At 54.4% G+C, this 25254-nt stretch carries 17 protein-coding genes; 4 read left to right on the top strand and 13 right to left on the bottom strand.

The window, feature by feature from the left end:
• Positions 1–50: 50 nt before the first annotated feature.
• A complete protein-coding gene (locus P8S54_RS13270) occupies positions 51–2207 on the top strand; it encodes a GGDEF domain-containing phosphodiesterase (protein ID WP_281442108.1) in 2157 nt (718 codons plus the stop codon).
• Between the two features lie 23 nt (positions 2208–2230).
• Here P8S54_RS13270 and P8S54_RS13265 read toward each other — a convergent pair whose 3' ends face one another.
• Positions 2231–3865, bottom strand: a complete 1635-nt coding sequence (locus P8S54_RS13265; RefSeq protein ID WP_281442107.1) for an NAD+ synthase — start codon at positions 3863–3865, stop codon at positions 2231–2233.
• 146 nt (positions 3866–4011) lie between these two features.
• Between P8S54_RS13265 and P8S54_RS13260 the strand changes: the two genes are divergently transcribed.
• Positions 4012–4278: a PP0621 family protein gene (locus tag P8S54_RS13260; protein WP_009100980.1), complete on the top strand. Its 267-nt coding sequence runs from the start codon at positions 4012–4014 to the stop codon at positions 4276–4278.
• A gap of 26 nt (positions 4279–4304) precedes the next feature.
• Here the strand turns inward: P8S54_RS13260 and thiO are convergent, their stop codons facing one another.
• The gene (gene thiO, locus P8S54_RS13255) at positions 4305–5405 is read right to left on the bottom strand and encodes a glycine oxidase ThiO (protein ID WP_281442106.1); all 1101 of its coding nucleotides are present in this window, start codon (positions 5403–5405) and stop codon (positions 4305–4307) included.
• Positions 5406–6093: 688 nt separating this feature from the next.
• A complete protein-coding gene (trxB, locus tag P8S54_RS13250; RefSeq protein WP_009100974.1) occupies positions 6094–7044 on the bottom strand; it encodes a thioredoxin-disulfide reductase in 951 nt (316 codons plus the stop codon).
• A gap of 274 nt (positions 7045–7318) precedes the next feature.
• On the opposite strand from trxB, the gene acnA reads away from it, so the two are divergent.
• The gene (gene acnA, locus P8S54_RS13245) at positions 7319–10051 is read left to right on the top strand and encodes an aconitate hydratase AcnA (RefSeq protein WP_281442105.1); all 2733 of its coding nucleotides are present in this window, start codon (positions 7319–7321) and stop codon (positions 10049–10051) included.
• 76 nt (positions 10052–10127) lie between these two features.
• On the opposite strand, the gene P8S54_RS13240 is transcribed toward acnA, so the two are convergent.
• From P8S54_RS13240 to P8S54_RS13215, 6 genes are all read right to left on the bottom strand, one after another.
• On the bottom strand, positions 10128–11807 hold the full coding sequence (locus P8S54_RS13240) for an NAD-dependent malic enzyme (RefSeq protein ID WP_281442104.1): 1680 nt from the start codon (positions 11805–11807) through the stop codon (positions 10128–10130).
• A gap of 405 nt (positions 11808–12212) precedes the next feature.
• The gene (locus tag P8S54_RS13235; protein WP_281442103.1) at positions 12213–13424 is read right to left on the bottom strand and encodes a YeeE/YedE family protein; all 1212 of its coding nucleotides are present in this window, start codon (positions 13422–13424) and stop codon (positions 12213–12215) included.
• Between the two features lie 148 nt (positions 13425–13572).
• Positions 13573–15297 (bottom strand): diguanylate cyclase, encoded by a 1725-nt coding sequence (locus tag P8S54_RS13230; protein WP_281442102.1) that lies wholly within the window; start codon positions 15295–15297, stop codon positions 13573–13575.
• Between the two features lie 88 nt (positions 15298–15385).
• Positions 15386–17890: an EAL domain-containing protein gene (locus P8S54_RS13225; RefSeq protein ID WP_281442101.1), complete on the bottom strand. Its 2505-nt coding sequence runs from the start codon at positions 17888–17890 to the stop codon at positions 15386–15388.
• Between the two features lie 206 nt (positions 17891–18096).
• Positions 18097–18633, bottom strand: a complete 537-nt coding sequence (locus P8S54_RS13220) for a hypothetical protein (RefSeq protein WP_281442100.1) — start codon at positions 18631–18633, stop codon at positions 18097–18099.
• Between the two features lie 145 nt (positions 18634–18778).
• Complete coding sequence (locus P8S54_RS13215) at positions 18779–18940, bottom strand: hypothetical protein (protein ID WP_281442099.1); 162 nt, start codon at positions 18938–18940, stop codon at positions 18779–18781.
• Between the two features lie 567 nt (positions 18941–19507).
• Between P8S54_RS13215 and P8S54_RS13210 the strand changes: the two genes are divergently transcribed.
• Entirely contained in the window at positions 19508–20473 is a 966-nt protein-coding gene (locus P8S54_RS13210; protein ID WP_281442098.1) for an Rpn family recombination-promoting nuclease/putative transposase, read from the top strand.
• A gap of 88 nt (positions 20474–20561) precedes the next feature.
• On the opposite strand, the gene P8S54_RS13205 is transcribed toward P8S54_RS13210, so the two are convergent.
• The 4 genes from P8S54_RS13205 to P8S54_RS13190 form a co-directional block, all read right to left on the bottom strand.
• Positions 20562–20708, bottom strand: a complete 147-nt coding sequence (locus P8S54_RS13205; RefSeq protein WP_281442097.1) for a hypothetical protein — start codon at positions 20706–20708, stop codon at positions 20562–20564.
• On the bottom strand, positions 20705–21064 hold the full coding sequence (locus tag P8S54_RS13200; RefSeq protein WP_281442096.1) for a hypothetical protein: 360 nt from the start codon (positions 21062–21064) through the stop codon (positions 20705–20707). The genes P8S54_RS13205 and P8S54_RS13200 overlap by 4 nt, the downstream gene beginning before the upstream one ends.
• 121 nt (positions 21065–21185) lie before the next feature.
• Entirely contained in the window at positions 21186–21389 is a 204-nt protein-coding gene (locus tag P8S54_RS13195; RefSeq protein WP_281442095.1) for a hypothetical protein, read from the bottom strand.
• A 64-nt stretch (positions 21390–21453) separates the two neighbouring features.
• Positions 21454–25230: a sulfotransferase gene (locus P8S54_RS13190; protein WP_281442094.1), complete on the bottom strand. Its 3777-nt coding sequence runs from the start codon at positions 25228–25230 to the stop codon at positions 21454–21456.
• Between the last annotated feature and the right edge of the window lie 24 nt (positions 25231–25254).

Raw genomic sequence — 25254 nt, 5'->3', positions numbered from 1 at the left:
TGGCATCTTTATGCAAGATGCCACGCTTAAGCCTGATTCACGAGGTTATGATGAAGCCCTCCAAAAGCCTTCTGATGGTCTTTTTACTGCCTATTTTAATGATTGTATTGCCTGCCGTTTTGCTACTAATCATTGCGCTACAAGTATCTCAAGAAGAGTCGCTACAAAATCACCAGCTACAATCTAACGATTTAGATACGTTGGTACAGATGGCTACCTTTGATCGTCAGCTGGGCGATCTTCACCAGCGGATGACGGACGTACTCAGCCGCGTTGAGGATATCAATTTAAACGCCATGCAGCGTTACGCCGAATATGGCGTTATTAACCAAGAACTTACTCAAATAAGTAACAACATTGACCGGCTGGCGACATCTCCCCTTATTTTCGACCTCAGTCAAGAAAGCGCTGATGCTCTGCAACGCGTGTTTCATCAATACCGAAGTTTTATCAGTATGGCCAATGAAGCAGCGACCCTTAATCAGGGTGAGCCTAGCTTTTACCTCCAAGAGGCACAGCACCACTTCACAACATTTAATTTATTTTCACAGCAGATATTTGAAGAACTCACGTTACGCGCCAGTGCTCGGCATCGTGAGTCTTACAGTGCGCTGACTAACACGCGTGCCTCCATTCTCTGGATTGGTCTGGGCCTTTTTGCACTGCTGATTAGCGCAGCCTTATTTGCAGCATGGCGGATTAACCGACGCTTAGTAACCGTCGGCGATGCCATCTTAGCGCTTTCTGACAGCCGCCAACCGCTACCCGATTTGCAGCGTGTGGAACGTTTAAGCCGGAAGCATACTGGGCCACTTCAGCGTATCGCGGTGGCGCTACTCTCATTACGCGATACAGAGCAGAAGCGTCGTCACGCTGAGCGCCAGGTGCATCAATTGGCCTATTACGACTCGCTCACCGGCCTGCCCAACTGGCGTTTAATGAAAGAGCACCTTCAACACTCACTGGAAACCAACAGCCAAACCAACACCTATGGTGCGCTCGCATACGTGGATGTAGATGAATTCAAGCGCATAAACGATAGCATTGGTCACCAAGCAGGCGATGAGCTTCTCAAGCAAATGGCTGAACGACTCCAAAACCTTGGGCAACAGGCCGCCACCATTGGGCGCTTAAATGGGGATGAATTTGCCATCATCATCGACGGATTAGATAGCGACAAGTTGAAAGCCGCCGAAAAAGCAGAGCTGTTCGCTAGCCAGGTAGCGCACGCACTTACCCAGCCTTACTGCCTAGATGGTCACTACCAGTTCTTAAACGTTAGCCAAGGGCTTGTGCTGTTTAAGGGTATTGACGATAGCGTAGATAGCCTATTTCAGTATGCGAATTCAGCGGTTCATTTTGCTAAGCGCGCGGGTCAGAACAGTATCCGGTTTTATGACCCTGCGGTTCAGGCTCAGCTTGAAAGTCGCACTGAGCTTGAGCGCGACCTGCGCTTGGCCATCGAGAACAAAGAGTTTGTCCTGGTTTATCAGATTCAGGTGGATAGCCAGGGTAGCGCCATTGGTGCTGAAGCCTTGATTCGCTGGCAGCACGCCACCCGCGGCTTTGTTTCTCCAGGCGCGTTTATTCCCTTGGCGGAAGAGACAGGACTCATTGTACCCATTGGCAATTGGGTACTTCACGCTGCCTGCGAGCAGTTGGTCGCCTGGCAAGCCGATGAGCACACCAAAGATTTAGTGCTAGCAGTTAATGTGAGTGCCAAGCAGTTCCAGCAGCCTACCTTTGTAGACGATGTAGCTCACGCCCTTGAGATAAGCGGCGCATCACCGCACAAGCTTAAACTGGAGCTCACTGAAAGCACGGTGATCGGCAAAATCGACGATATCATTGCCCGCATGCACCAGCTGAAAGCGCTTGGCATCAGTTTTGCGATGGACGATTTTGGCACTGGTTACTCGTCTCTTCAGTATTTAAAACGGCTACCCTTGGACCAGATCAAAATCGACCAATCTTTTGTCCGCGACCTACATCATGACGCAGACGATATGGCGATTGTAGAAACCATTATCGCCATGGGCCGCTCGCTGGGGCTTAATGTGATTGCTGAAGGGGTAGAAACCATGGAGCACTGGAAGTGCTTAAACGACCACCAGTGCCACGCCTACCAAGGCTATTACTTTTGTAAGCCGGTGGCGGCAGCGGAGATGGCTAGCTACTGCCTAGCACCTCCGCCCACACTCACTTAACCCGTCAATGCCGATACAGACATCTACTCGCCCGGCTGCCAACCGTTAACAATGGGGTAGCGTCGGTCACGTCCAAAGCCCCTTGGCGTCACCCGCACCCCCACTGGCGCTTGCCGGCGCTTGTACTCACAACGGTCGACAAGTTTGACCACTTTATACACATCTTCATGGTCAAAACCTGCCGCAATAATCGCCTCAGCGCTCATATCGCCTTCAATGTAACGCACTAAAATGGCGTCCAGCACATCGTAATCAGGCAGCGAATCACTATCTTGCTGATCTGGCGCTAGCTCGGCACTGGGTGGGCGTTCAATCACCCGCTCAGGAATGGCCGGCGACTGAGCATTACGCCAGCGTGATAAGCGATACACCCAGGTTTTATACACATCTTTAATGGCGTTATAGCCGCCGACCATGTCGCCGTAAAGCGTCGCATAGCCCACCGCCATTTCACTCTTATTACCCGTCGTTAATACCATCAGGCCTTTCTTGTTGGAGATGGCCATCAACAGCACACCACGGCAGCGAGACTGCAGGTTCTCTTCGGTGGTATCCCGTTCGGTGCCAGCAAAGCTTTCCGCCAGCGTCCCCATAAACGCCTCAACCATGGGTTCAATGGGCATGACATCGTAATGCACGCCCAGCATCTGGGCTTGCTCTGCGGCATCCTGCTTAGAGATATCCGCCGTGTAATGGTAGGGCATCATGACCGCCTGCACCCGCTGCGGGCCTAGCGCATCGACAGCAATCGCCAGGGAAAGCGCCGAATCAATGCCCCCGGAAAGCCCGAGCACCACGCCTTCAAAGCCGCTTTTATTAACGTAATCTCGCAGGCCAGTGACGAGCGCGCAGTAGAGGCTCTCTTCCGGCGCCACATCTGGCTCAATTTCACCCGACTGGGGTTCCCAGGTCGTGGCGCTGGTTTGCAACAGCTGAACCGGCATCAACCCCACCTGCCAATAAGGGGCAAGTACCTTCAGCTGGCCTTGGGCATCCACACAGCAAGAGCCGCCGTCGAATACCAGCTCATCCTGGCCACCGATGGTATTCACATAAATAATCGGCAGCTGTACATCTTGGGCGTGCTCGGCTAACAGGCGCAGCCGTTCGGCGGGCTTGTCTTGGTGGTAAGGCGAGGCATTTAAGCTGATGAGCACCTCAGCGCCTGCGTCTCGGGCGGCTTGGACCGGCGTGCCTTCCCATAGGTCTTCACAAATCAACAACCCAAGCTTAGCGCCTTTATGCTCGTATACCAGGGGCTGGGTGCCCGATGTGAAGTAGCGCTGCTCGTCAAATACTTGATAGTTGGGCAGTGCCTGCTTGGCGTACTCGGCTTCCCACTGGCCGTTATACAGCACGCCTGCCAAGTTGTAGCATTTGCCTTCCCGCACGCCTGGGTAGCCGATAATCACTAGCACATCCCGAGCGATTTTTTCCGCCATTTTGGCCCGCGCTTCACGCAGGCGAGCTTCCATGGAGGGACGCAGTAACAGATCTTCCGGTGGGTAGCCGGATAAAAACAGCTCTGGAAAAACGACTATATCCGCCCCATGCTCGATCCTCGCTTCACGCACGGCTTCAATTGCGCGGGCAGCATTGCCGGGAATATCTCCCACTAAAGGGTCGAGTTGGGCCATAACCAGCGTTAAGTCTTGCATGGGCGTTAAAATCTCTTGAGAATCTTTAGGACTGAGTGGCACCTTACTAGGTGCATTGTCCCGCAAGGCTCGCCAACTGGCAAAGGCCATGCGGTGCGCATATGTCGCTTGCCCTTGTCACATCCCACCATGGGAGCAGAAAAAGGATGAACCTTTTGATTATTCGGCTGATTATTTTTGCCGTTATTTTTTATGCCGGTTTGAAGCTGTATGGCCTCTACCGCGAACGTCGGCTCTCTCACGAACAAAGCACCCTAAAACGCCACGAAGGCGGCCAAATGGTGCGCTGCCGCTGGTGCGAGGTGCACGTACCCGAAGATGAAGCGCTACGCGACAACGAACAGTGGTTTTGCTCCAGCGCCCATCGCGACCGTTTCCTGCAAGAGCAGCAGGACAAAGAGAACCGCGACTAGCGCGGAAAAAAAGTAGCGTTGACGGTTTATGCCGTTAACCGCTTAGCGGTCGGCTGAAAGGGCGTCGGGTCGATCAATGCTTCACGCCCCAGCAGCTGGTCGACCAGCACATGGGTAGACGCGGGAGCAAGCACCAAACCATTACGGTAGTGCCCCGCATTCACGTAAACATTGGGCCAGCCGGGCAGCGCGCCAATAAAGGGCAACCCCTCAGGCGAGCCTGGCCGCAGGCCTGCCCAGTGGTGGGCAACAGGCAGCTTGGCAAGCGCAGGCACAATACCTTCGGCACTTTTCTTGAGCGAGGCCAGCGCTTCAGCGTCGGTGGTTTTATCAAACCCTGCCTCTTCCAGGGTTGACCCTACCAAGATCAAGCCATCGCTGCGCGGAATGACATACCGGCCATCCTTTAAAATAACCCGCTGCACTAACCCCGGCGGCGCCTGATACGCAATCATTTGTCCCTTCACCGGGCGCACCGGTAGCTGAACGCCTAGCTCAGCTAATAATTGGGCCGTCCAAGCACCGCCGCACACCACCAACCGCTCGGCTCGCCTATCGCCCTGGCTAGTGGCCACGCCGACTACCCTGCCTTCGTGCTTAATGAACCCGCTTACCGCACACTGCTCAACGAGCGTTACGCCGGGCATTGCGGCTAAACGCGCCCGCAGCGCCTGCCCCAAGCGCGGGTTACGCACGCTACCCAGGGTTGGCATCCACAGTGCGTTACCCTCAGGAGCGGCTGCCTGGGGCTCTTTTTGGTGGACAAACGCTGCATCAACACGCTCAAGGGGCTTGCCTAGCTGGCGCGCCCAGCCCAAAGCAGCGTCATCGTCGTCGACGTTCAGGTACAGCAGCCCTTTTTGGCGATACTCGGGGTCAATGCCCGTCTCTTCTAGTAAGCGCAGCGCTAGTGTTGGATAGACCCCTTCCGACCACCGCGACAGCTGGGAAACCGGCGGCGCATAACGCCACGGGTACAGCGGTGATACAATCCCCCCACCGGCCCAGGACGCTTCTTGGCCACATAGGCCCCGCTCTACTAAGGTTACTTTTTGGCCCGCATCTGCCAACTGCAGCGCCGTCATCATACCGATGACCCCGCCACCAATAATGAGAAAATTACTCACACGCGTTGTCCGTTATTATTAGAATGAAGCCAGCTCTTAGCCAGCCAAGGAAAGCCAGCATAACGACGGGAACCACTAGGTCAAGCCACTGAGAGACGTCATGCCGCATATTCGATCCCCATTACACGCTAAAACAACAGGGTTTACGCTCATAGAGCTACTCATCACATTAGCTTTAATGGGAATACTGGCGGCTTGGGGGCTTCCTAATTTTCAGGCATTAGGTGAACGCTCAGCGGTCGCCAGTGAAGTAAACCGCTTACAAACAGTGTTAACGCTGGCGCGTAATACGGCGATCACTCAACGTAGAGACGTGACGGTTTGCCCTATCAACAGCGCCAGAACTGCTTGTTTATCAGGTACAAACAATTGGAGTGGTGAGTTAGTGGTGTTTACTGGAAAGCCAGCGGGGGATATACCTGGAAACGCTATTGTACGTTTTTTTCCCGCTACCGCAGGCGCTACGTCGATTAGCAGAACAAACGCAAGCTTAACCTACTTATACTATAACCACTTGGGTGGCATAAGCCACGGAGCTCGAACCATGGAAATTTGCCCAGTTCGGGCAACTACAGAACCATTTGGAAGGGAAGTTTTCATTCACCCCAGGGGGCGCACTAGGGTAGGAGAAGATCCCATTAATTGCTCTGACTAATGGAACCTTCCTAACCGTCGTGCATATACGTGTTTAAGCGATACCGTCTAAATAGCGTTCAGCATCCAGTGCTGCCATACAGCCGCTGCCTGCCGAGGTAATGGCTTGGCGATAGATATGATCCATCACATCGCCACAGGCAAACACGCCCGGCACGCTGGTGGCGGTTGCGTTGCCTTCCAGGCCAGAGTTCACCTTGATATAGCCGCCGTTCATTTCAAGCTGGCCTTCAAAAATGCCGGTATTGGGGCTATGGCCAATGGCGATAAACAGCCCAGGCGCGTGAATCTCTTTGGTAGCGCCATCTTTGGTCGATTTTACCCGCACACCGGTAACACCGCTGTTATCGCCCAGCACCTCTTCCACTTCATAGAACCATTCGAGGGCAATTTTGCCCGCTTCCGCTTTCTCGAACAGCTTGTCCTGAAGGATTTTTTCTGCCCGCAGCGTGTCGCGGCGGTGTACCAAGGTGACCTTTGAAGCGATGTTGGAAAGGTATAGTGCTTCCTCAACGGCGGTATTGCCCCCACCCACCACAATCACTTCCTGGTTACGGTAGAAGAAACCATCGCAGGTGGCGCAGGCCGATACCCCTTGGCCCATAAACTGCTGTTCAGTGGGCAAGCCGAGGTAACGCGCGCTGGCACCGGTGGCAATAATCAGCGCATCGCAGGTGTAAATACCGCTATCCCCTTTCAAGGTGTACGGTTTTTCACCTAAGCTGACCTCGTTGATGTGATCAAACAGCACTTCGGTGTTAAAGCGCTCGGCGTGCTGCTTCATACGCTCCATCAGTTCTGGCCCTTGCACCCCCTGGGCATCGCCAGGCCAGTTATCCACATCGGTTGTGGTAGTCAATTGGCCACCCGCCTGCAAACCGGTAATCAGCAGCGGCTTTAAATTAGCGCGTGCGGCATACACCGCCGCGGTATAACCGGCAGGGCCGGAACCCAAAATAATCAAACGTTCATGACGCGTTTCCATGACACCACCTTTGGTCACAATTGAGCAGAGTTCGTTGCCAGAATTTGTTGAAAGAGAGTCTGCCTGAAATGGCGTCAAGTACAAGCTATTACAAGGGTTAGCCTACGCTATTAGGCGAAGATGGCTTGAAAGGCATGGATGAAACACCATGTATATGGGTAGGAGAAGACACTAATGACAACACTATTATTAGGGTGAGCCATACTGGAGAAAGCAGTGACCATCGCGCGTAGCGTGTTACGTCGCTAACGCCAAGCAATCAGAGGAGAAGGCCATGAGCAAGATACCCGATACGCAGCATACGTTAGAAGTGGGCAGCCAGACGTACCACTATTACAGCCTGCCCAAAGCCGCTGAAGCCCTCGGCAATATCGACCGGCTTCCCAAAACGCTCAAAATTCTACTCGAAAACCAACTGCGCTTTGCCGATGATGAAAGTGTCGACGTCGACGACATGCAGGCGCTGGTAGATTGGCAAAAAGAGGCGAAATCCAGCCGCGAAATCGGCTACCGCCCTGCGCGGGTGTTGATGCAGGATTTCACCGGCGTACCCGGCGTTGTAGATTTAGCCTCGATGCGCGCTGCCGTCGAAAAGCTTGGCGAAGATCCCGCACGTATCAACCCCCTTTCCCCCGTTGACCTAGTGATCGACCACTCGGTCATGGTCGACAAGTTTGGCAACGCAGCAGCATTCCAAGAGAACGTCGACATCGAAATGCAGCGCAATGGCGAGCGCTACGAGTTTCTGCGCTGGGGCCAGCAGGCGTTTGATAACTTCAGCGTTGTGCCCCCTGGTACCGGCATTTGTCACCAGGTTAACCTGGAGTACCTGGGCCGCACCGTATGGACGAAAGAGGAGGACGGCAAAACCCTTGCCTACCCAGACACCCTCGTTGGCACCGATTCTCACACCACCATGATTAACGGCCTAGGCGTACTGGGTTGGGGTGTGGGCGGCATCGAAGCCGAAGCCGCCATGCTGGGCCAGCCAGTCTCCATGCTGATACCCGAGGTCATTGGCTTCAAGCTGACCGGTAAGCTGCGCGAAGGCATTACCGCCACCGACCTAGTGCTTACTGTTACAGAAATGCTGCGCAAAAAAGGCGTGGTAGGTAAATTTGTTGAGTTCTACGGCGATGGCCTAAAAGACCTGCCCTTGGCCGATCGCGCGACGATCGCCAATATGGCGCCGGAGTATGGCGCTACCTGTGGCTTCTTCCCGGTAGACGAAGAGACGCTCAACTACCTGCGCTTAACCGGCCGTGAAGACCAGCAAGTTGCCTTGGTAGAGGCGTACAGTAAAGCCCAGGGCCTGTGGCGCGAGCCAGATGATGAGCCGATCTTCACCGACTCTCTCAGCCTGGACATGACCGAAGTAGAAGCAAGCCTCGCAGGCCCTAAACGCCCCCAAGACCGGGTGGCACTAAAGGATATGGCGGGAGCCTTCGACAAGTTCATGCAAGAGGACACCAACGCCGATTCAACCGCAAAAGGGAAGTTCTCCTCAGAAGGCGGGCAAACCGCGGTGGGCGCTGAGCGTAGCTTTAAGCACAACACCAGCCAAGACGTAAAACTCAACGACCAAGATTTCAACCTTGACCCCGGGGCGGTGGTCATTGCCGCGATTACCTCCTGTACCAACACCTCCAACCCCAGCGTGATGATGGCGGCAGGGCTGCTGGCCCGCAACGCACGTAAAAAAGGCTTAACCACCAAGCCCTGGGTGAAAACCTCGCTCGCGCCCGGCTCAAAAGTCGTCACCGACTATTTGGCCGCAGCCAATTTAAGCGACGACCTGAACGCCCTGGGCTTTAACCTCGTCGGCTACGGCTGCACCACCTGTATCGGTAACTCGGGGCCGCTGCCCGATGAGATTGAAACCGCGATTAACAACGGTGATTTAGCCGTTGCCTCGGTGCTCTCGGGTAACCGTAACTTTGAAGGTCGCGTTCACCCGCTAGTCAAAACCAACTGGCTGGCCTCGCCGCCCCTAGTGGTTGCTTACGCACTGGCAGGCAACGTGCAGTGCAACTTAACCACCGACCCACTGGGCCATGATGACGACGGCAGCCCGGTGTACCTGAAAGATATCTGGCCTTCTCAAGCGGATATCGCAGGCGCGGTTGAGAAAGTCAATACAGAGATGTTCCGTAAAGAGTACGGCGCGGTGTTTGAAGGCGACGATACCTGGAAAGCGATCAAGGTTCCCGAAAGCAAGGTTTACCAGTGGCCGGAGTCAACCTACATCCAGCACCCGCCCTTCTTTGAAGGCATGCAGCGCGAACCCGACGCTATTGAAGATGTGAAGGGCGCCCGAGTACTCGCCATGCTGGGCGACTCAGTGACTACCGACCACATCTCACCGGCGGGGTCTATTAAACCTGACAGCCCTGCTGGACGTTACTTGCAGGAGCACGGTGTAAAGCCCGTTGACTTTAACTCCTACGGCTCTCGTCGTGGCAACCATGAAGTGATGATGCGCGGCACCTTCGCCAACGTACGCATTAAAAACGAGATGCTTGATGGCGTCGTGGGCGGCGAAACGCGCCACGTACCTAGCGGGGAACAGATGGCGATTTACGACGCCGCCATGAAGTACAAAGAGGAAGGTGTACCGCTGGTGGTTATTGCGGGAAAAGAGTACGGCACCGGCTCCTCGCGGGATTGGGCGGCCAAAGGCACGCGCTTATTGGGCGTGCGCGCGGTGATTGCTGAATCCTTCGAGCGCATTCACCGCTCTAACCTAATCGGCATGGGTGTAGTACCGCTGCAGTTCCCCGAAGGAGAAAGCCGCGAAACGCTAGGACTGACCGGCGATGAGGAGGTTTCTATCGCTGGATTAAGCGATTTAAGCCCCGGTGGCACAGTGCAAGTCGTGATCAAAAACGGTGACGGCGAACGTACCGTTGATGCCAAGTGCCGAATTGATACGGTCAACGAACTGGCTTACTACCGCCACGGTGGTATCCTTCACTACGTGCTGCGCAAAATGATCGGCGCAGCCTAAGGGTAAAACCTACCAATGCTTGCATGCCCCCACCTCGGTGGGGGCTTTTTTTTGCGTTCAGGCGTCGCTTCTACAATTAGAACGCGCGACGGCGGTAGGTACGGTACTCCGGCGACCAGCTCGCGCTTTCAATCCGCTCACGCAGCTCCGTACCGCTGGTTTTGAGCGCCACGCCGTTTTGCTGTGCTTGCGCCGCCACCTCAAAAGCAATCGACTTGCTGATCTCGCGGATACGCGACAGCGGCGGCAACAGCGCACCTTTACCCTCTTTAACAATGGGCGCCTCACGTGCAAGCGCACGGGAAGCGCTCATTAACATCTCATCCGTAACACGGCTCGCCCGCGCTGCCACTACCCCGAGGCCAATGCCAGGGAAGATATAGGCATTGTTGCACTGTGCGATGGGGTAAGTGCGCCCGTTATGCACCACCGGCGCAAAGGGGCTACCGGTGGCGACCAGTGCCTGGCCATCGGTCCAGCGAATAACGTCTTCGGGGATGGCCTCTGCCTGAGAGGTGGGGTTCGAAAGCGGCATAATAACCGGGTGCTCGCAACCTGCATGCATGGTGCGCACCACCTGCTCGGTGAAGATGCCCCGCTGGCCACATACGCCAATCAACACCGTCGGCTTAATGTGGGCGATGGTCTCTTCCAAGCCCTGGCCATTCCAGCCAGCCACTAACCCAGGGTCGTGGGCCAAGCGGCGCTGAAAATCTCGCTGCCAGTCTTGATCTGTGGTCATTAAACCATCGCGGTCAACGATAAACATGCGCGCCCGCGCTTCGCTTTCCGTCAAGCCCTCAACTTGCATCGATACAATCACTTGCTCAGCAATGCCACACCCCGCCGAACCACCGCCAACGAACACCACCCGCTGCTGGGCGAGGGTCTCTTCACGGGCTTGGCAGGCTGCCATGAGCGTGCCAACCACGACAGAAGCTGTGCCCTGCACATCGTCGTTGAAGCAGCAAAGCTCATCACGGTAGCGCTCCAGCAGTGGCACCGCGTTGGCCTGGGCGAAATCCTCAAACTGCAGTAGCACGTTAGGCCAACGACGTTTCACAGCGGTAATAAACTCCGCCATAAAGGCGTCGTACTCTTCTTGCCCTACCCGCTCGTGGCGCCAGCCCATATACATCGGGTCATCCAGCAGTGCTTTATTATTGGTGCCCACATCAATCATGATCGGCAGTGTATACGCCGGGCTAATGCCGCCGCAGGCGGTATACAGCGCCAGCTTACCAATGGGAATTCCCATGCCGCCGATACCCTGGTCACCTAAGCCTAGAATCCGCTCGCCATCGGTCACCACGATCACTTTGACGTTATCTTTGGTGGCACTGCGCAGAATATCATCCAGATACTCGCGATCCGGATAGCTGATAAACAGCCCCCGGTGGTTGCGGTAAATGTTAGAGAACTCCTGGCACGCCTTACCCACCGTAGGCGTATAGATAATCGGCAGCATCTCTTCTAAGTGTTGAGAAACCAAACGGAAGTAAAGCGTTTCGTTATCGTCTTGGATAGCGCGCAGATGAATATGCTTTTCAAGGTCGCTATTGCACTGCTGGTACTGGCGGTACGCCCGCTCTAGCTGGTCATCAATGGTTTCTACTTTTTGGGGCAGTAAACCCATCAAATTAAAGGCCAGCCGCTCTTCTTGAGTAAACGCGCTGCCTTTGTTCAATAGCGGCATTTCGAGTAAAGAAGGACCAGCGTAAGGAAGGTACAAGGGGCGTTTATTTGGGGTGGTCATGAGCGCTCTCTACTTTATATATCGATACACTGTGTTTCATGCTGGCACTGTCGGCGCTTTACTGCACAGCAACAAAGCGCCGACAGTGCCACCAAATGTAGTAATGTACCACGGAGAGGTGTTTAACGTAGCCAATGTTGTATTTTTACAACAGCATCTATTACCTGTGCGACTAGCAATGCAAACGTCAAGCACCCACCACTGCTCCCGCTCTTTACTTTTTAGCCAAAAAACATACGACTAGCTTGCACCGGCACACACTGCGCTGTACAGAATCACTCGGCTAAACTGGTCATACCACTATGGCGCCCCCGTTTAAACGAAAATGCCCCAGCGCTGTCGGTTAGGAACCGCGCCGGGGCATTAACATCGCTACGTTAATCAACACTCACGTGACATTAGGCATTAACAGCTTTTGGCAACAGGCTTGCGCCCTTCCACGCCGTCAAAGAAAAACGGACGCAGCTTAACCCCCACCATGTTCCCGGCGAAAGCCGCAACCATCCATACCCAGCCATGCAAGCTGCCGGACGCAATACCACTGAAGTAAGCGCCAATGTTGCAGCCAAACGCTAAGCGTGCCCCGTAGCCCAGCAGAATGCCGCCAATCACGGCGGCCAGTACGGATTTAAACGGAATACGAAAGTTAGGTGCAAAACGGCCTGCCAAGCTTGCCGCCGCCAGCGCCCCCAGCATAATGCCTACGTTCATTACCGTGGTAATGTCACTCCACACGCTGGCTTCTAACGCGGCGGCGTTGCCCGGCGCTTGCCAATAGCCCCACTGGCTAACATCGCCACCCACTAGCTCAAAGCCTTTAGCCCCCCACAGCGCAAAGGCTGCCGTAATGCCCCATGGGCGCCCCGCCAGTGCCAGCGTTGCGAAGTTCAGCAGTGCCAGGGCTACCGCACCGGCCACCAACGGCCAAGGGCCGGTAAGCCACCGCTCTACGCCGGGCTTATCAATCATCGGCGCCTGCTCTAACTGCCCGTGGCGGCGTTTTTCCATAATCACCGTAAATACAGCAATGGCCGCAAACAGCACCAGGCTGATGCTGATTCCGCCGCCGACACCCGCCACATTCACCAGCGATACGGGTTGAAACGCAGGCAAGCTTTGCCACCATGCAAAATGCGCAGAACCAATCACCGAACCAACAATAAAGAACAGCAGCGTAATGAGCATACGGGCATTACCGCCACCGGCGGTGAACAGCGTGCCCGACGCACAGCCGCCGCCTAACTGCATCCCCACCCCAAAGATAAACGCCCCAAACAGTACCGAAATACCAATAGGTGAGACAAAGCCGCTTACCTCGGTACCAAACAGCGTGCCCGCACCCAGCGCCGGGAAAAACAGCACCACCGCAATGGCCAGCATAATCATTTGGGCGCGAAGGCCACGCCCGCGGCGCTCAGTGATAAACACCCGCCATGCAGCAGTAAAGCCAAACGCCGCATGGTATAGCACCATGCCTAGTAGGCCACCCACAATCATAAGCAGGCCCGTATTGGCGCTAAACACCACGCCAATGACCAACGCTCCCAACACAATCGCCGCCGTGGCGAGTAGCGGCACACGATAGTTCGTGGAAACCGCTGCAGAGGTTATAGCCATAATTCACCTTCTCGAAACGCCAAAAGCGCCTGCTAGAAAAGCAGGCGCTTAGCTCAATGGTATAATCGTTAAAGCCTACCGCTGGCAGCAGACCGCTGGAAATTCTTTATTTAACAGTTCATATATCAAAAAAGAATATACTTCCCCCTCACACCACCGCTTCGACCACCTGGTTGCGCCCAGCACGCTTTGCTTGATACAGGGCGAGATCCAGCCGCTTAATACACTGGGAAGGGTTATCGTCAGCATGTAACAGGGTAACGCCTAAACTAGCCGTAATCGTTCCTGCGCTAAAAGTGTGCTCAGCGATTAACTGCCGTAAGCGCTCCGCTAGCTGGCACCCATCAGCGAGGGTCGTATCCGGCAACAGCATGACGAACTCCTCACCACCCCAGCGGGCAAGCAAGTCTTGCACCCGCAGGTGCCGCTGAAGTAGCCGAGTGATGTCAATCAGCACCTGGTCGCCCACATCGTGGCCGTAGGTATCGTTGACTAACTTAAAGTGGTCAATATCCAGCAAGATCAGCGCCGTGTTAACCCCACTACGCCGCCGCCTCGCGAGGGCTTTATCGACTTCCTCATCAAAACGTTTACGATTGTAAATACCCGTCAGGTGGTCGGTAACAGCACTGTGCGCAAGCTGCGCCTCTAGGCGTTTTTGCGCGGAAATATCGCGGATCATCGAGGATGTCTGAGCGACCCGGCCACTATCATCGTAATGAACAATAATAACCTGAGAGACAGGCACTTCCTCACCATAAGGGGTTAACAGCGCCGTCTCGCCTTGCCAAAGGCCGTCGCGCAGAGCGGTTGGCATGGCCTCCTGCTCAATACGCTGCGCCGCCCACTCTGGATGAAAGCGGCGGATGGTCGCTGAAAGACTGCCTGTCTCCTCAGGCAAGCCATAACGCTGCCAACCGCACTGTAGATCGTCGCCTTTTTTCATACACGTGGTGGGCAGGCCGTGAAAGCGCCGTCCGGCGTTGTTCATATACAGCATGGCGCCGTCAGGGCCATGCATCGTGATGAGGTCGGAGGTGCTGTCGAGAATCGCCACTAAACGGCGCAAGTTATTCTCAAGGTTGGTTTGCTCGGTTATATCCTGCACGGAGCCTAGCATCCTAAGTGCCCGACCGTGTGGGTCGAACTCTATCTGGCCCCGCTCATGAACCGTGCGCTCCTGCCCATCCGGGCGCACAATGCGGTGTATCACCTCATAAGGCGCCCCTCGCATGGCGCTATTAAACGCTGCCTGCACCCGCTCCCGGTCATCCGGGTGCACTGCCAGTAGAAATAGATCGTGGGTTATCGGCTCATCACTGGGGCGGCCAAAGATGTGATAGACCTGCTCGCACCAGCGTATCTCGCCGCTCTCAAAATCCGACACCCAATTACCTATCTGGGCAATACGGTGCACATCAAGCAGGTCTTTCTCTCGCTGTAACAGCGCATTACGCTGAGCCTCACGCTCGCTGATGTCGCGAATCGTGGCCTGTAAGACAACGCCATCCGGCAGTTTAAGCCGGTAAAGCATAATATCCGCCGGAAACTCCCTACCATTGAGGTCGCGAAGCCACCACTCCAGCGCCACTTCGCTCTGGCTAAACGCTTGCTGAATATAGGCATTGCCCAGCGCTTCACTGCACTGGCCATTGGGCTGTGTTGGCGGTGAGAAACAGAGGATATCCAACGCTGGCAACTGGGCACGATCTTCAATAGCCAAGAGCGCCAACGCAGAAGGGTTAGCGTCAATAATACGTCCGTGCCTAAAAAATAGAATGGCTTCGCGGGATTGCATAAACACTGCCCGATAGCGTTTGAGCAGGGCTAATTCAGCGATTTTATTGGAGCCGTCCTGAAGCATTGCGTCCATTCAGTAGTCCTTCCTAAGCACCATAAGCATGCATTTTTGTTACGCATTTTATCATTTTGTGACTGCAATAGGTTAAGAAAACCTCATACTAACGTATTGAACTATCGGCGCATTTAGCACTGAACAGGGCAGGATTAAAATGCTCAATAGGCACCGGACGCCCAAACAGATAGCCTTGATAAGCGCTACACCCCAGCCCGGCTAGCACCTCTCGCTGCTCTTCGGTTTCTACCCCTTCGGCAATCACCGACAGGTTTAAGCTTTTCGCTAAGGCGATAATGGTGGCTGCAATGGGCGTGGCCTGCATATCCCGCGTTAAATCGCGCACAAAGGCGATATCAATTTTAAGCGTATCCAGCGGCAACGACTTTAAGTAAGCCAGGGACGAGTACCCTGTGCCAAAATCATCTAGTGCAAAACGTACCCCCAACCTGCGTAACTGGGACATCTTGGCAATAGTGCCTGCCGGGTCGCTGAGCAGCAGCGATTCGGTGAGTTCCAGCGTGAGAAGCTTCGCAGGCGCCGTGAACTGATTCATTGCAGCAATAACCTGATCGACAAAGTCAGGCTGCTGAAACTGCCGAACGCTCACATTGATGGAAAGCTTAATGTCCCGATAATGTGGGTCATGCTGCCATTCACCTAATATCCGGCAGCCCTCCCTAAGCACCCAGTGCCCCAACGGCAGAATCAAACCGGTCTCTTCTGCGATAGGGATAAAACTCCCCGGCGACATCTGTCCCCGCGTTGGGTGTTGCCAGCGTACTAATGCTTCGGCACCCTGCACACGCCCATTAGCATCTACCTGGGGCTGAAGGTGAAGGAGAAGCTCGCCGTGGCCGATGGCATAGCGAAGCTCACGCTCAAGCGTATGCCGCTCCTCTAGTTCGCGTTCAAAGGCGGTGCAAAACAGGCTCGGTTTTCCGTCACGCTGGCGCTTCGCTTCCACCAGCGCCAATCCTGCGCGCTTAAACAGCAGTGCAGCGCCCTCCTGCTGTTTCGGTGAGAAAATCAACATTCCCACGTTAAAGCGGCAGGGGTAGGTGTGCCCGTGTAGCTGATAGTCAGCGGTAAGCGTCGCTAAGCGCTCATCGGTCAAACGTCGCGCGGCCTGTTCGGCGATTTCCATCGATGTAAGGGGAAGCGATGTAAGCAGCGCAAACTCATTGCCATCCAAACGCGCCACAAACTGGCCTGGGCCAGCCCCTTGCTGCAGCCGCTGTGCCAACTGGCGCAACAGTTCATCCCCCACATCTTGGCCGACGCTATCGTTAAGCACTTTAAAGCGGTCAATATCGAACAGTACTAACAGCGCTAATCTATGCGGCGCGGCGCTGGAGTGCCCACGCTCCGCTAACCGCTCCTGTAGCGCACGGCGATTAGGCAGCTCTGTTAGCGAATCGTGGTACGCCAAATAGCGGATGCGCTGCGCGGCCTGATGCTCTTCGGTGCGGTCGCTTAGCAGGGCCACATAGTCCCACTCATCACTGTCTGCGTAAGTGACTCGGCTAACACTAAGCCACGCTGGAAAGCGCCGGCCATCGCGGTGGCGCGCCTGAATTAACCCTCGCCACTCCCCCCGGGAGGCAAGGGAGTGTTGAATTTGCGTATTCAGCGAGTGGCTATCATCACTGTAAGCAAGCTGACGCAGAGAAAAGCCGAGGGAGTGCTCAGCATCAAGTCCTAACAAGCGTTCAAACGCGGCGTTGCAAAGGCGAATGCGAGCGCTATGATCAAACAGCACAACCCCGTCCTGCAGTGCAGAAAGCACCTCCAATAAGCGCGTCCGGGTCATGTGTTCGTGACGCTCGCTGGCATCTAAACGCCGCCGCACCCAGCTTGCCGTCAACGTGAGTAAAGCAATGAACAGCGCCATACCGCCAATCAGGTAAATGAGGCCTGCATGCTCAACGGCCTCTTCTGTGTGCGCACCCACTTGAGGCACAAACCACGCCGCCCGCATGGCCACGTAGTGCATCCCACAAATAGCCAATGAAGCACACAGCGCGGCGACAAATGCGCAGCGTCGCGAACGCTGCATGCCCCACTCCTGGCGGCATAGACGATAGGCATAAACGGTGAGCACCCCCAGCCCTACGGCCACGGCTAATGAGAGCAGAAAGAGGTCAACCGCGTAGTAAAGGGTGGCAGGCAGTTGCATAGCGGCCATGCCGGTGTAGTGCATAATGCCAATACCCAGCCCAAGCCCTGCTCCAGCCCACACCACCGCGCGGTGGGGCAGGGCCTCCCGGGAGAGCACGGTCATGGCCCCTAAACTACCCAGTATCGCTGGCAAAATAGAGAGCGCCGTGAGAAGCGGCGCATGGGAGACGGGGAAATCCAACCGATAGGCGTGCATGCCAATAAAATGCATACTCCAAACGCCCAACCCCATTACGCTGGCGCCTGCTAGCAGCCATATTCGCCGCCAGCTTGACCGCTGGGCCTTACCCACTAATTTAATAATATCCAAACCGGTGTAGCAGGCCGCAAGGGCGATCACCCATGACAGGAGCACTAAGTGGGGTATGTAATGACCTTGAACAGCATTTAACGCAGAGGGATCAACGAGCAGGTTAGACACAATGGGCATGAAGAGCCTTTCTGATAAGGGCTTTATATAGCTAGTTTTGTGATGACTTAATGCACCCCACTCTCTTCCTTATTAAGGGCAGCCTCTCATACATGACGTTGCAAAATAGGGCATAACCTCACCCTTTATAAAATCGAAAGAGTGCCGCTAACGCCCCTTTATACAGAACCCGCTGAGCCGCAGAAAACCGATTCATCAACGCAAGGTTAAACCTTTGCCTTACCAGCGATAACGGCTTTAAACCCTGCTTCCGTTATCGGTTGCTTTTCCGCATCCACCACCTTGCCGCCAATTCGCGCAAGCTCTTTTGCCAACTTCACCGTCACGCCTTTCACCGGAAAGTCGCCATTATCTTGGTTAAATGAAGGCAAAGTGCCCGGCGGGTAAGCGTTAGAGATAAGTAGTGGGTTGCGCGGGGAGTCACCTGCCAGGGTGAACGTTCTACTGCTGCTCTCATACACCGCACCGGATGACGCAAGCACGCTGCTTAAGCGCTCGTTGCTGGCAATAGTAGGGGCATCAAACATCACAAACAGCCCCCACGCACTGGCGTTCTCATCCACAAGCACCGGGGTTTCTGGATTAGCGTGCTCCTCGTTCAAAGGTGCTGAGCGCTGAGAAACGAGGGAGCTTCCACCCACCACATCCCCTTTCAACAGCATATACACTACCAACAAGCCACAGTTCAGGCTGAACCAAATCGCCGCAATCGCAATCACGAGTGTTAATGCCAAGGTATCCACCGCCGATTCCCTTCGGTTTATAGTGATGGGTTCAGCATGCCATGTTTACCGAACCCAATAGTGAGATACATCAAAAAAATATAATACACCAAGTCACTTGCCTGAAACTTACTCACTAGAAAGCTGCACCACAGAACAAACAGCATCATCTGCTTGATGGACTATCCAAAATATCTAAAAGTGCTTGGTAACCTTCTGGCTCCTCAGCACCCAGCCCGTACTGCTCTGCAGGTTCAATGAGTACGTGAATGTCGCGTATTTGCGTTTTGAGTGCTAACGCCGCGTTTGAATGCGCTCCAGGGGTCATTACTGACCTGTTAAGGGCTTTGCTGTAGGCTTTGTACGCGATCTTGACATGCACCGACCACTAAATCAGAGATTATAGCGGCGGATTCCCAGGTTGTTACCTCCCTGGTTCCTGCTTCGTTGTCCGTTGCCTTCAATGCCCTGGCATTGCTGGTCTTATACAAACTCCACAGGCGTGAATTTCCGAGTGCCCCTCGGTATTACCTCAACGCTCAGCACCGGCCAATAGTGCGGTGCCTGGTCGCCAGCGCATTTTTAGATTTACCCAGTTTTTGCTGGCTAATTAATGAGGTGAGATTGGTATTGATAACGGCCAGAGCGCTGCTTTTCTTCCATGAGATGCATAACGATACTTAATTTACGGCCTAACCAACCATAACTTTAGTAAACGTCAAAGCAAAGCGCGCTTAGGCACAATATAACCTAATGGCGAAGTAGGGTATAAAAACCTACCCCCATCAGGGATGCAGGCTCCTTGGGCTACTTAACGATCCAGCGGAGGCGCTATCGCATGGCTTGGGATAGGGCGTGTTGTGGTAACGTTAAACGTATTGAGACAGGAGCGTGCATGCCCCCTAACATCCACAATCGTCACGACCACAGCTACAAATTACTGTTCTCGCATCCCGAGATGGTCAAAGACCTGCTGACGGGCTTCGTCAAGGAAGCGTGGGTCGAGCAGCTTGATTTCTCGACGCTGGAAAAGGTGAGTGGCTCTTACGTCACCGAGGATCTGCGTGATCGTGAGGATGATATTATTTGGCGGGTACGCTGGGGTGATGATTGGCTTTACGTCTACTTGCTATTAGAGTTCCAATCTTCCGAAGATGCGCACATGGCCGTGCGGATAATGACGTACCTGGGGCTGCTGTATCAGGACTTAATTCGTCAACACGCCTTTACCCCTAGTGGCAAGCTGCCACCGGTATTGCCCGTTGTGCTCTATAATGGAGAGAAGCGTTGGAAAGCGGCACAAAATGTAGCGGATCTTGTCGAACGGGTACCGGGCGGCCTTGAGCGCTACCGACCAAACTTGGCCTATTTGCTTCTTGATGAGGGCGCGATTGTCAGCGACCCCGCTTGGTCGGATCAAATGCGCAACGTCGCGGCGGCACTCTTTCGGTTGGAACACAACCGTGATGAGCAAGACATGCTGGCAGTGCTTGGCACGTTGGTGGAGTGGCTTAAAGCCCCAGAGCAAACGGGCCTAAGGCGAGCGTTTGTGGTGTGGATACGCCGAGTGCTGTTACCTAGCCGAGTGCCTGAGATGGAGCTGCCTGACTTTACGGATTTACAAGATTTACACGAGGTGCATGACATGCTGGCAGAAAGGATTAAGAAATGGCCTGAGCAATGGATAGAAAAAGGCCGTCAGGAAACCTTGCGAGAAGCAGAAGAGCGTGTACTGGAAAATAAACGTAATGCCGCCCGCAAGTTAATTGCCCGTACCGAAATGAATGATCAGCTGATCGCTGAGATTGCAGAATTGTCGGTTGAAGAAGTTGAAAAGCTGCGTGCAGAAACGCAGAATTGATCCTCTTGTCTTTGCGAGGAGTGCAACGACGAAGCAATCTCATACCAACAGCAGCGCCTTCGTTTGCTCGCGCTGTTGTTTAATGGCGTTATCTAATATCTCCAGAAGCTTTTCGTAATCCGCTGCCCAGCTCTTCATCCATGCCCGTGGCTTCAAAACGGGTTAACGTTTGCTGCGTTTCGTCGATAAGCGTTTGAAGCTCGTCAATCACGCGCTGGTGATCATCAGGCGTCATGTTACCCCTTGGGTTTGTAGCGTCTGCACACGACGATACAGCTGTTTTGCATTTTCAATGGCGGTGGCTTCATACGCATCTAACGTAAGCAGCACATCCTGGCGCGGGTCGTTCATTACTGTTTTTAACTCATTACGGTAGCGTTTTAACAAATGTTCCAAATTCATACGAATCATGGTGAGTTCAAGCTGAAACTCCGCTTGAAGCTTGCTATAGCGTTCAATCTGGTTAGGCACTGAGCTAGCCTCAAGCACCGCGTTAATCATCTGCTCAATATGATGTTCGACCGTGTTCAGCTTCGGGATCAGGTCGTTAACGACCTCTAAAGCAGAAATGGTAGTGGTGGTTGGCTTCACGGCACTCCCTATGAAACCAGCTTAAAAGCTAATTTCTGTGGATTAAAAAACTTAGCGTAGCATCGCCGGTTGGCGAGTGAATGGGTGATTAGCAAAGGAATGGCAGCATATTTCACCGCACTTAAAGATTAGCGTGAGCCAGCATCGCCAGAGTATGCTCCCGCTGCTGTTTCACCGCACCATCTAAAATTTCCAACAGCTTGTTATAATCCTCTGGCATTTCCTTATCCATACCGGTTTCTTCAAAACGGGTAAGCGTGGCCTGGGTGTCGTCGATAAGGGCCTGGAGTTCTTCAATAATTTTTTGATGCTCTTGCGCATTCATTGGCGTATTACCTAATAAATAACGGCACCCTTGAGCGCCGTATAAACAAATTCAGCTAGAGTCACTATGCTGGCTTACGTAACACCCAAAACTCACGATAGTTGACGCCGTCGTCGCAAAGGTGTCCTACGTGCTCAACCTCAAACCCGGCACTCGCTATACGACCGGCATGGTCAGCAAAGCTGGGCTCCACCTGATTAGCTTGGCGTATTCCACTGCTCTCTAGCAGTACAATGCCACCGGCGGCGCAGAGCGACCAAAGCGACTCGCCCAGCGCACTGCTCGAAAGCCCTTTTTGGCGATGGGCACCACAGGCCAAAATAAGGTCGTAGGCTTTTTTGCGCGGTTTAAAATGATCAATGTTTGCGCTACTGGTCACTACTGGAGGCAGATCCAACGCTTGGCCAAGCGCCTCACATAGCGCTTGCTGAAAATCAGACATCCCCAGCCCTTCGGCATGGCTTAACTGTTCAGCTAACCCTAGCAATAAGCAGCCCTGTTCGGCGTTAATATCCAGCGCTCTGGCATTTTCGGGCAAATAGGAGGCTAACTCATACGCCGCTAAGCGCTCCTCCGTTGGCCGACTGCCAGGCAACCATGCTGCTGAAAGCCCCTGGCGCAGCAGGTCGAACTCTGCCATAGGCACACTGCCTTTATGCGTTTTTTTCAGCTCGCGCAGACGCGCATGCAGCTTGGCAAACGGCGTCAGTTCGCCTTTCGCTTCCACTAACAAAGCGCTCAACAGCCGCTGGGCAGACTGGGTGACAAAGGTCGCAGGTCGAACTGATAGCGCCTGCCAGCAAGCCTTGGCCGCTTCTTCAACCTGATTCGCTGCTTGTAACGTTTTCGCCAAACGAAAGAACACCTCTGCCCGCACCCAGGCAGGGGTATCAGCCATTAGCGCAGCTTCAGCTTGACGATGGGGTTCTAGCGCCTTTGCACCGCCTTCTAGCTGAGCCAGCAGGCACGCTTTATAGGTTAACGTCAGCGGCTCATCTATCTGTTCAAGCTGTTGCAACACCGCAGAGGTGTGCGGTTCTGCTGCTTGCGGGTAAGCTGCCATTACCGCAGGCCACAACGATGCCAACGCTTCAGGGGCAGGGCTGCAGGCGTGCAGCGCTTGCATCACTAAGTAAGCTTCCCACCACAGGCCCGCTCGCACTAGCACCTCAACACTACGCCGACGAATAGACAGCGAGTCAGGGGCTAAATCAATGGCCTTGTTGAGCTGCGAGAGCGCCACGTCGTGCTGACCATTCCACGATGCCACTTCCCCGCGAAGGGCACGCACTTCCGGGTCGCGCGGGTATTGCTTAGCCCACTGCTTCAGCGTTGGCAAATGCGCCTCGCCACGCCCTTGGGCCAGCGCCTCACGCACCGCCGCCAGCGCCTCAGAGGCTGGCCCTCCCTTCCGCTTATCGAAATAACCCCGGGCTTTTAAATAGCGCTCCCCTAGCTCTCCACCTATCTGGCGTAATAGCTCATACGTCATATCATGAATGTGGTAGACCGTATCTAACAGGAACGCCAGTTTAAGCCGCTGCACGTCGTTCATAGTTTGCAAGCGCTCTTCGCTTGGCAAAAACAGGGCATAGCCAGTTTTCAAACGCGTTGAGTCAGGCTGAGTTATCACATCGTTATGTGAAGTCATCGCCTGTTCGTAATCAAGGTCTAGCAGGCGATGGAAACGCAGCCCGTTACGCGCAGCCCAATGGCTAAGCTCTGCTAGGTTTGGCTCGCGTTCCCTTGTGGGCTGAAAACTAACCTGCGTTTGAATCGCCAACACCTCGCCCAATGCTTTCTCGCCATGGTTCAACGTCGCCAAACTGTCATGGCGATTATCCAACAGCAGCCAATCAACGCTTGGCAGCCCTTCAATGGCATCCAGCGCAATGGTTTGAATAGGCAAACGTGCAAGCACCTGTGCGCCGCTGTGTGGCGAAACCTGTAAGGCATGAGTGCTGGCTTGTTCGCCTTGCGGCGCCAAGGTACCGCTAAAAGCGGGGTCTAAGCAGGCGTAAAGTGTGCCCTGTTGCCCGCTACCTAACAACGCGTGAGGGAAACACTGTACATTAGGATGATCGTGAAGCGACTCAGGAAGGGTCACTTTGCTTAACGGGTCAAAGGCCACAATACTAAATGCCTCCAACGCCATCAGCGCCTCTACATTGGCATGTAAGAGTTTCGCGCCGTTATCCAGCGCTACAATGCGCTCAGGCAGCTGCCAATCAAACGTCACTTCATCGCTGGGGCGCGCTTGCGCATCATCGTCTTGCACTAGCACGTTTGGCAATGGCTGCGGAAAGGTAGCGGGCGGGTCGTAGCGCGGAAACGCATCAGCAATGGTTTTATACCCTTCAACCATGGGGCCTAGGTACTGGCGAAAACGCTCGCCAATGCCAATAAACCGTTCAGTGACCGGCATGGGCGCATCCGTGGAAACAATCGGGCTAATCTGGTCGAGCATATCGGCATTTTGCCCAACGGCCTCCGCGTAGGCTGTTTCTCGCTCCAGTCCTAAATCCGCCAAGAGGTTATTCATCACCCCTTCCGGGTCACGGGTTAACGCTTCGTAATCCACTAAGTAAACAGGGTTTGGCAGCACTTGTGCCCAGTGGTCCATCACCTTTTCCGAACAGGCGATTTGCCTACCTAGCTGGTGCTGGTCATAGCTATAACGGTAGCCTTCAGGAACTAAATACTGGTGGAAATAGCCGGTCACACCCAGATCCAATAAATTACGCACACAGAAGATAATCGGCACATTAGGCGCCCACAGACCCACAAGGCCCAAGTACCAGAGATCCCCCGGCACGGTGGTAATTTTAATGTCATCGCCGGGGTTTAATCGCTCGATGTAACCTTTGGCATCCTGCGCCAACCGCTGTGGCGTTAGCTGGGCAAGGTAGTCGGGCAGGCGCTTTTCTAAAGGGGCTAACAGTTCCTCGGTGTACTCGCCCAGGACTAACTCCTCACCCGCCAATGAGACACCTTTCACACCACGAAAAAGGGACTCTACTAGGCTTTTCCCCGAACGCGACATGCCCGCCACAATCAACTGCGGGCGCGATTGCACCCCATAGGGTGCTAATGCCTCAAATAGCGCTGGGGTAAAGTAGCGGCGCGTAAAGCCCAACCGGCGCTCTAACTCGGCGCGAATAGGCGGCAGGCTGTTATCCATCAACGCGTTTGCGTGGGTAAACTGCTCAAATGCCTGGGCATCATCCCCTACGTCAAGAAACGCCTTACCCAAAATAAAATGCAGATTCGCGTGCTCTTTAGCCTGAAGAGCAATATCTCCGCGTGTCGCTTTTTCAAGGCGGCTCCCCAGCACCTCAAACACTGGGTCTTCTGGCGCAAAGGTCACCAAGTGACCCATGCTTAAATACAGCCGCCAGCTCTGAGGGTTAGCCTCCTGAGCCTGCCGGTACGCCTGAGCTGCTTGGGAAAGACAGTGGGTATCGCGCAGAATATCGCCTTTGACAATCCACCCATCGGCATACTGCGGTGCCTTAGCCAGCACCTGCTCAATCACCTCAAAAGCTTCATCACGCTCGCCCTGTCGGTTTAAGCACTGGGCATAATCTACCAACATATTCACTTGGTGAGCACCCGATTGCCGCGCCTGACGATACATCGCTAGTGCTTCATCCAGCTTATCCTGCTTTTGCAGGGCATTGGCCAGCAGCCCCATTAGCTGGCCATCCTTTGGGTGGCGCTTGCGCAGGTCTTGCAGCCGCTGTTCTGCTTGGGCCGCCTCTCCGCGATTAAGCAACTCTACTACTGCGTTTACCGCTTTACCGGAAGGGGTTGCACCCTGCTGCTGGGGTCGTATCGCCACGCCAATCTCCTTGTTGTCTTACGC

Source organism: Halomonas sp. M1 (genome assembly GCF_029581375.1).
Classification (GTDB): Bacteria; Pseudomonadota; Gammaproteobacteria; order Pseudomonadales; family Halomonadaceae; genus Vreelandella.
The sequence above is the reverse complement of the archived record's forward strand: the minus strand, read 5'-3'. Positions and strand labels throughout refer to the sequence as shown.

Coding starts and splice junctions, on each gene's coding strand:
- P8S54_RS13215 (WP_281442099.1), bottom strand. CDS start 18,940: ATGACCCCTGGAGCGCATTCAAACGCGGCGTTAGCACTCAAAACGCAA.
- trxB (WP_009100974.1), bottom strand. CDS start 7,044: ATGGAAACGCGTCATGAACGTTTGATTATTTTGGGTTCCGGCCCTGCC.
- P8S54_RS13235 (WP_281442103.1), bottom strand. CDS start 13,424: ATGGCTATAACCTCTGCAGCGGTTTCCACGAACTATCGTGTGCCGCTA.
- P8S54_RS13205 (WP_281442097.1), bottom strand. CDS start 20,708: ATGACGCCTGATGATCACCAGCGCGTGATTGACGAGCTTCAAACGCTT.
- P8S54_RS13225 (WP_281442101.1), bottom strand. CDS start 17,890: ATGCCCATTGTGTCTAACCTGCTCGTTGATCCCTCTGCGTTAAATGCT.
- P8S54_RS13240 (WP_281442104.1), bottom strand. CDS start 11,807: ATGACCACCCCAAATAAACGCCCCTTGTACCTTCCTTACGCTGGTCCT.
- P8S54_RS13195 (WP_281442095.1), bottom strand. CDS start 21,389: ATGAATGCGCAAGAGCATCAAAAAATTATTGAAGAACTCCAGGCCCTT.
- P8S54_RS13265 (WP_281442107.1), bottom strand. CDS start 3,865: ATGCAAGACTTAACGCTGGTTATGGCCCAACTCGACCCTTTAGTGGGA.
- P8S54_RS13260 (WP_009100980.1), top strand. CDS start 4,012: ATGAACCTTTTGATTATTCGGCTGATTATTTTTGCCGTTATTTTTTAT.
- P8S54_RS13230 (WP_281442102.1), bottom strand. CDS start 15,297: ATGGACGCAATGCTTCAGGACGGCTCCAATAAAATCGCTGAATTAGCC.
- P8S54_RS13210 (WP_281442098.1), top strand. CDS start 19,508: ATGCCCCCTAACATCCACAATCGTCACGACCACAGCTACAAATTACTG.
- acnA (WP_281442105.1), top strand. CDS start 7,319: ATGAGCAAGATACCCGATACGCAGCATACGTTAGAAGTGGGCAGCCAG.
- P8S54_RS13270 (WP_281442108.1), top strand. CDS start 51: ATGAAGCCCTCCAAAAGCCTTCTGATGGTCTTTTTACTGCCTATTTTA.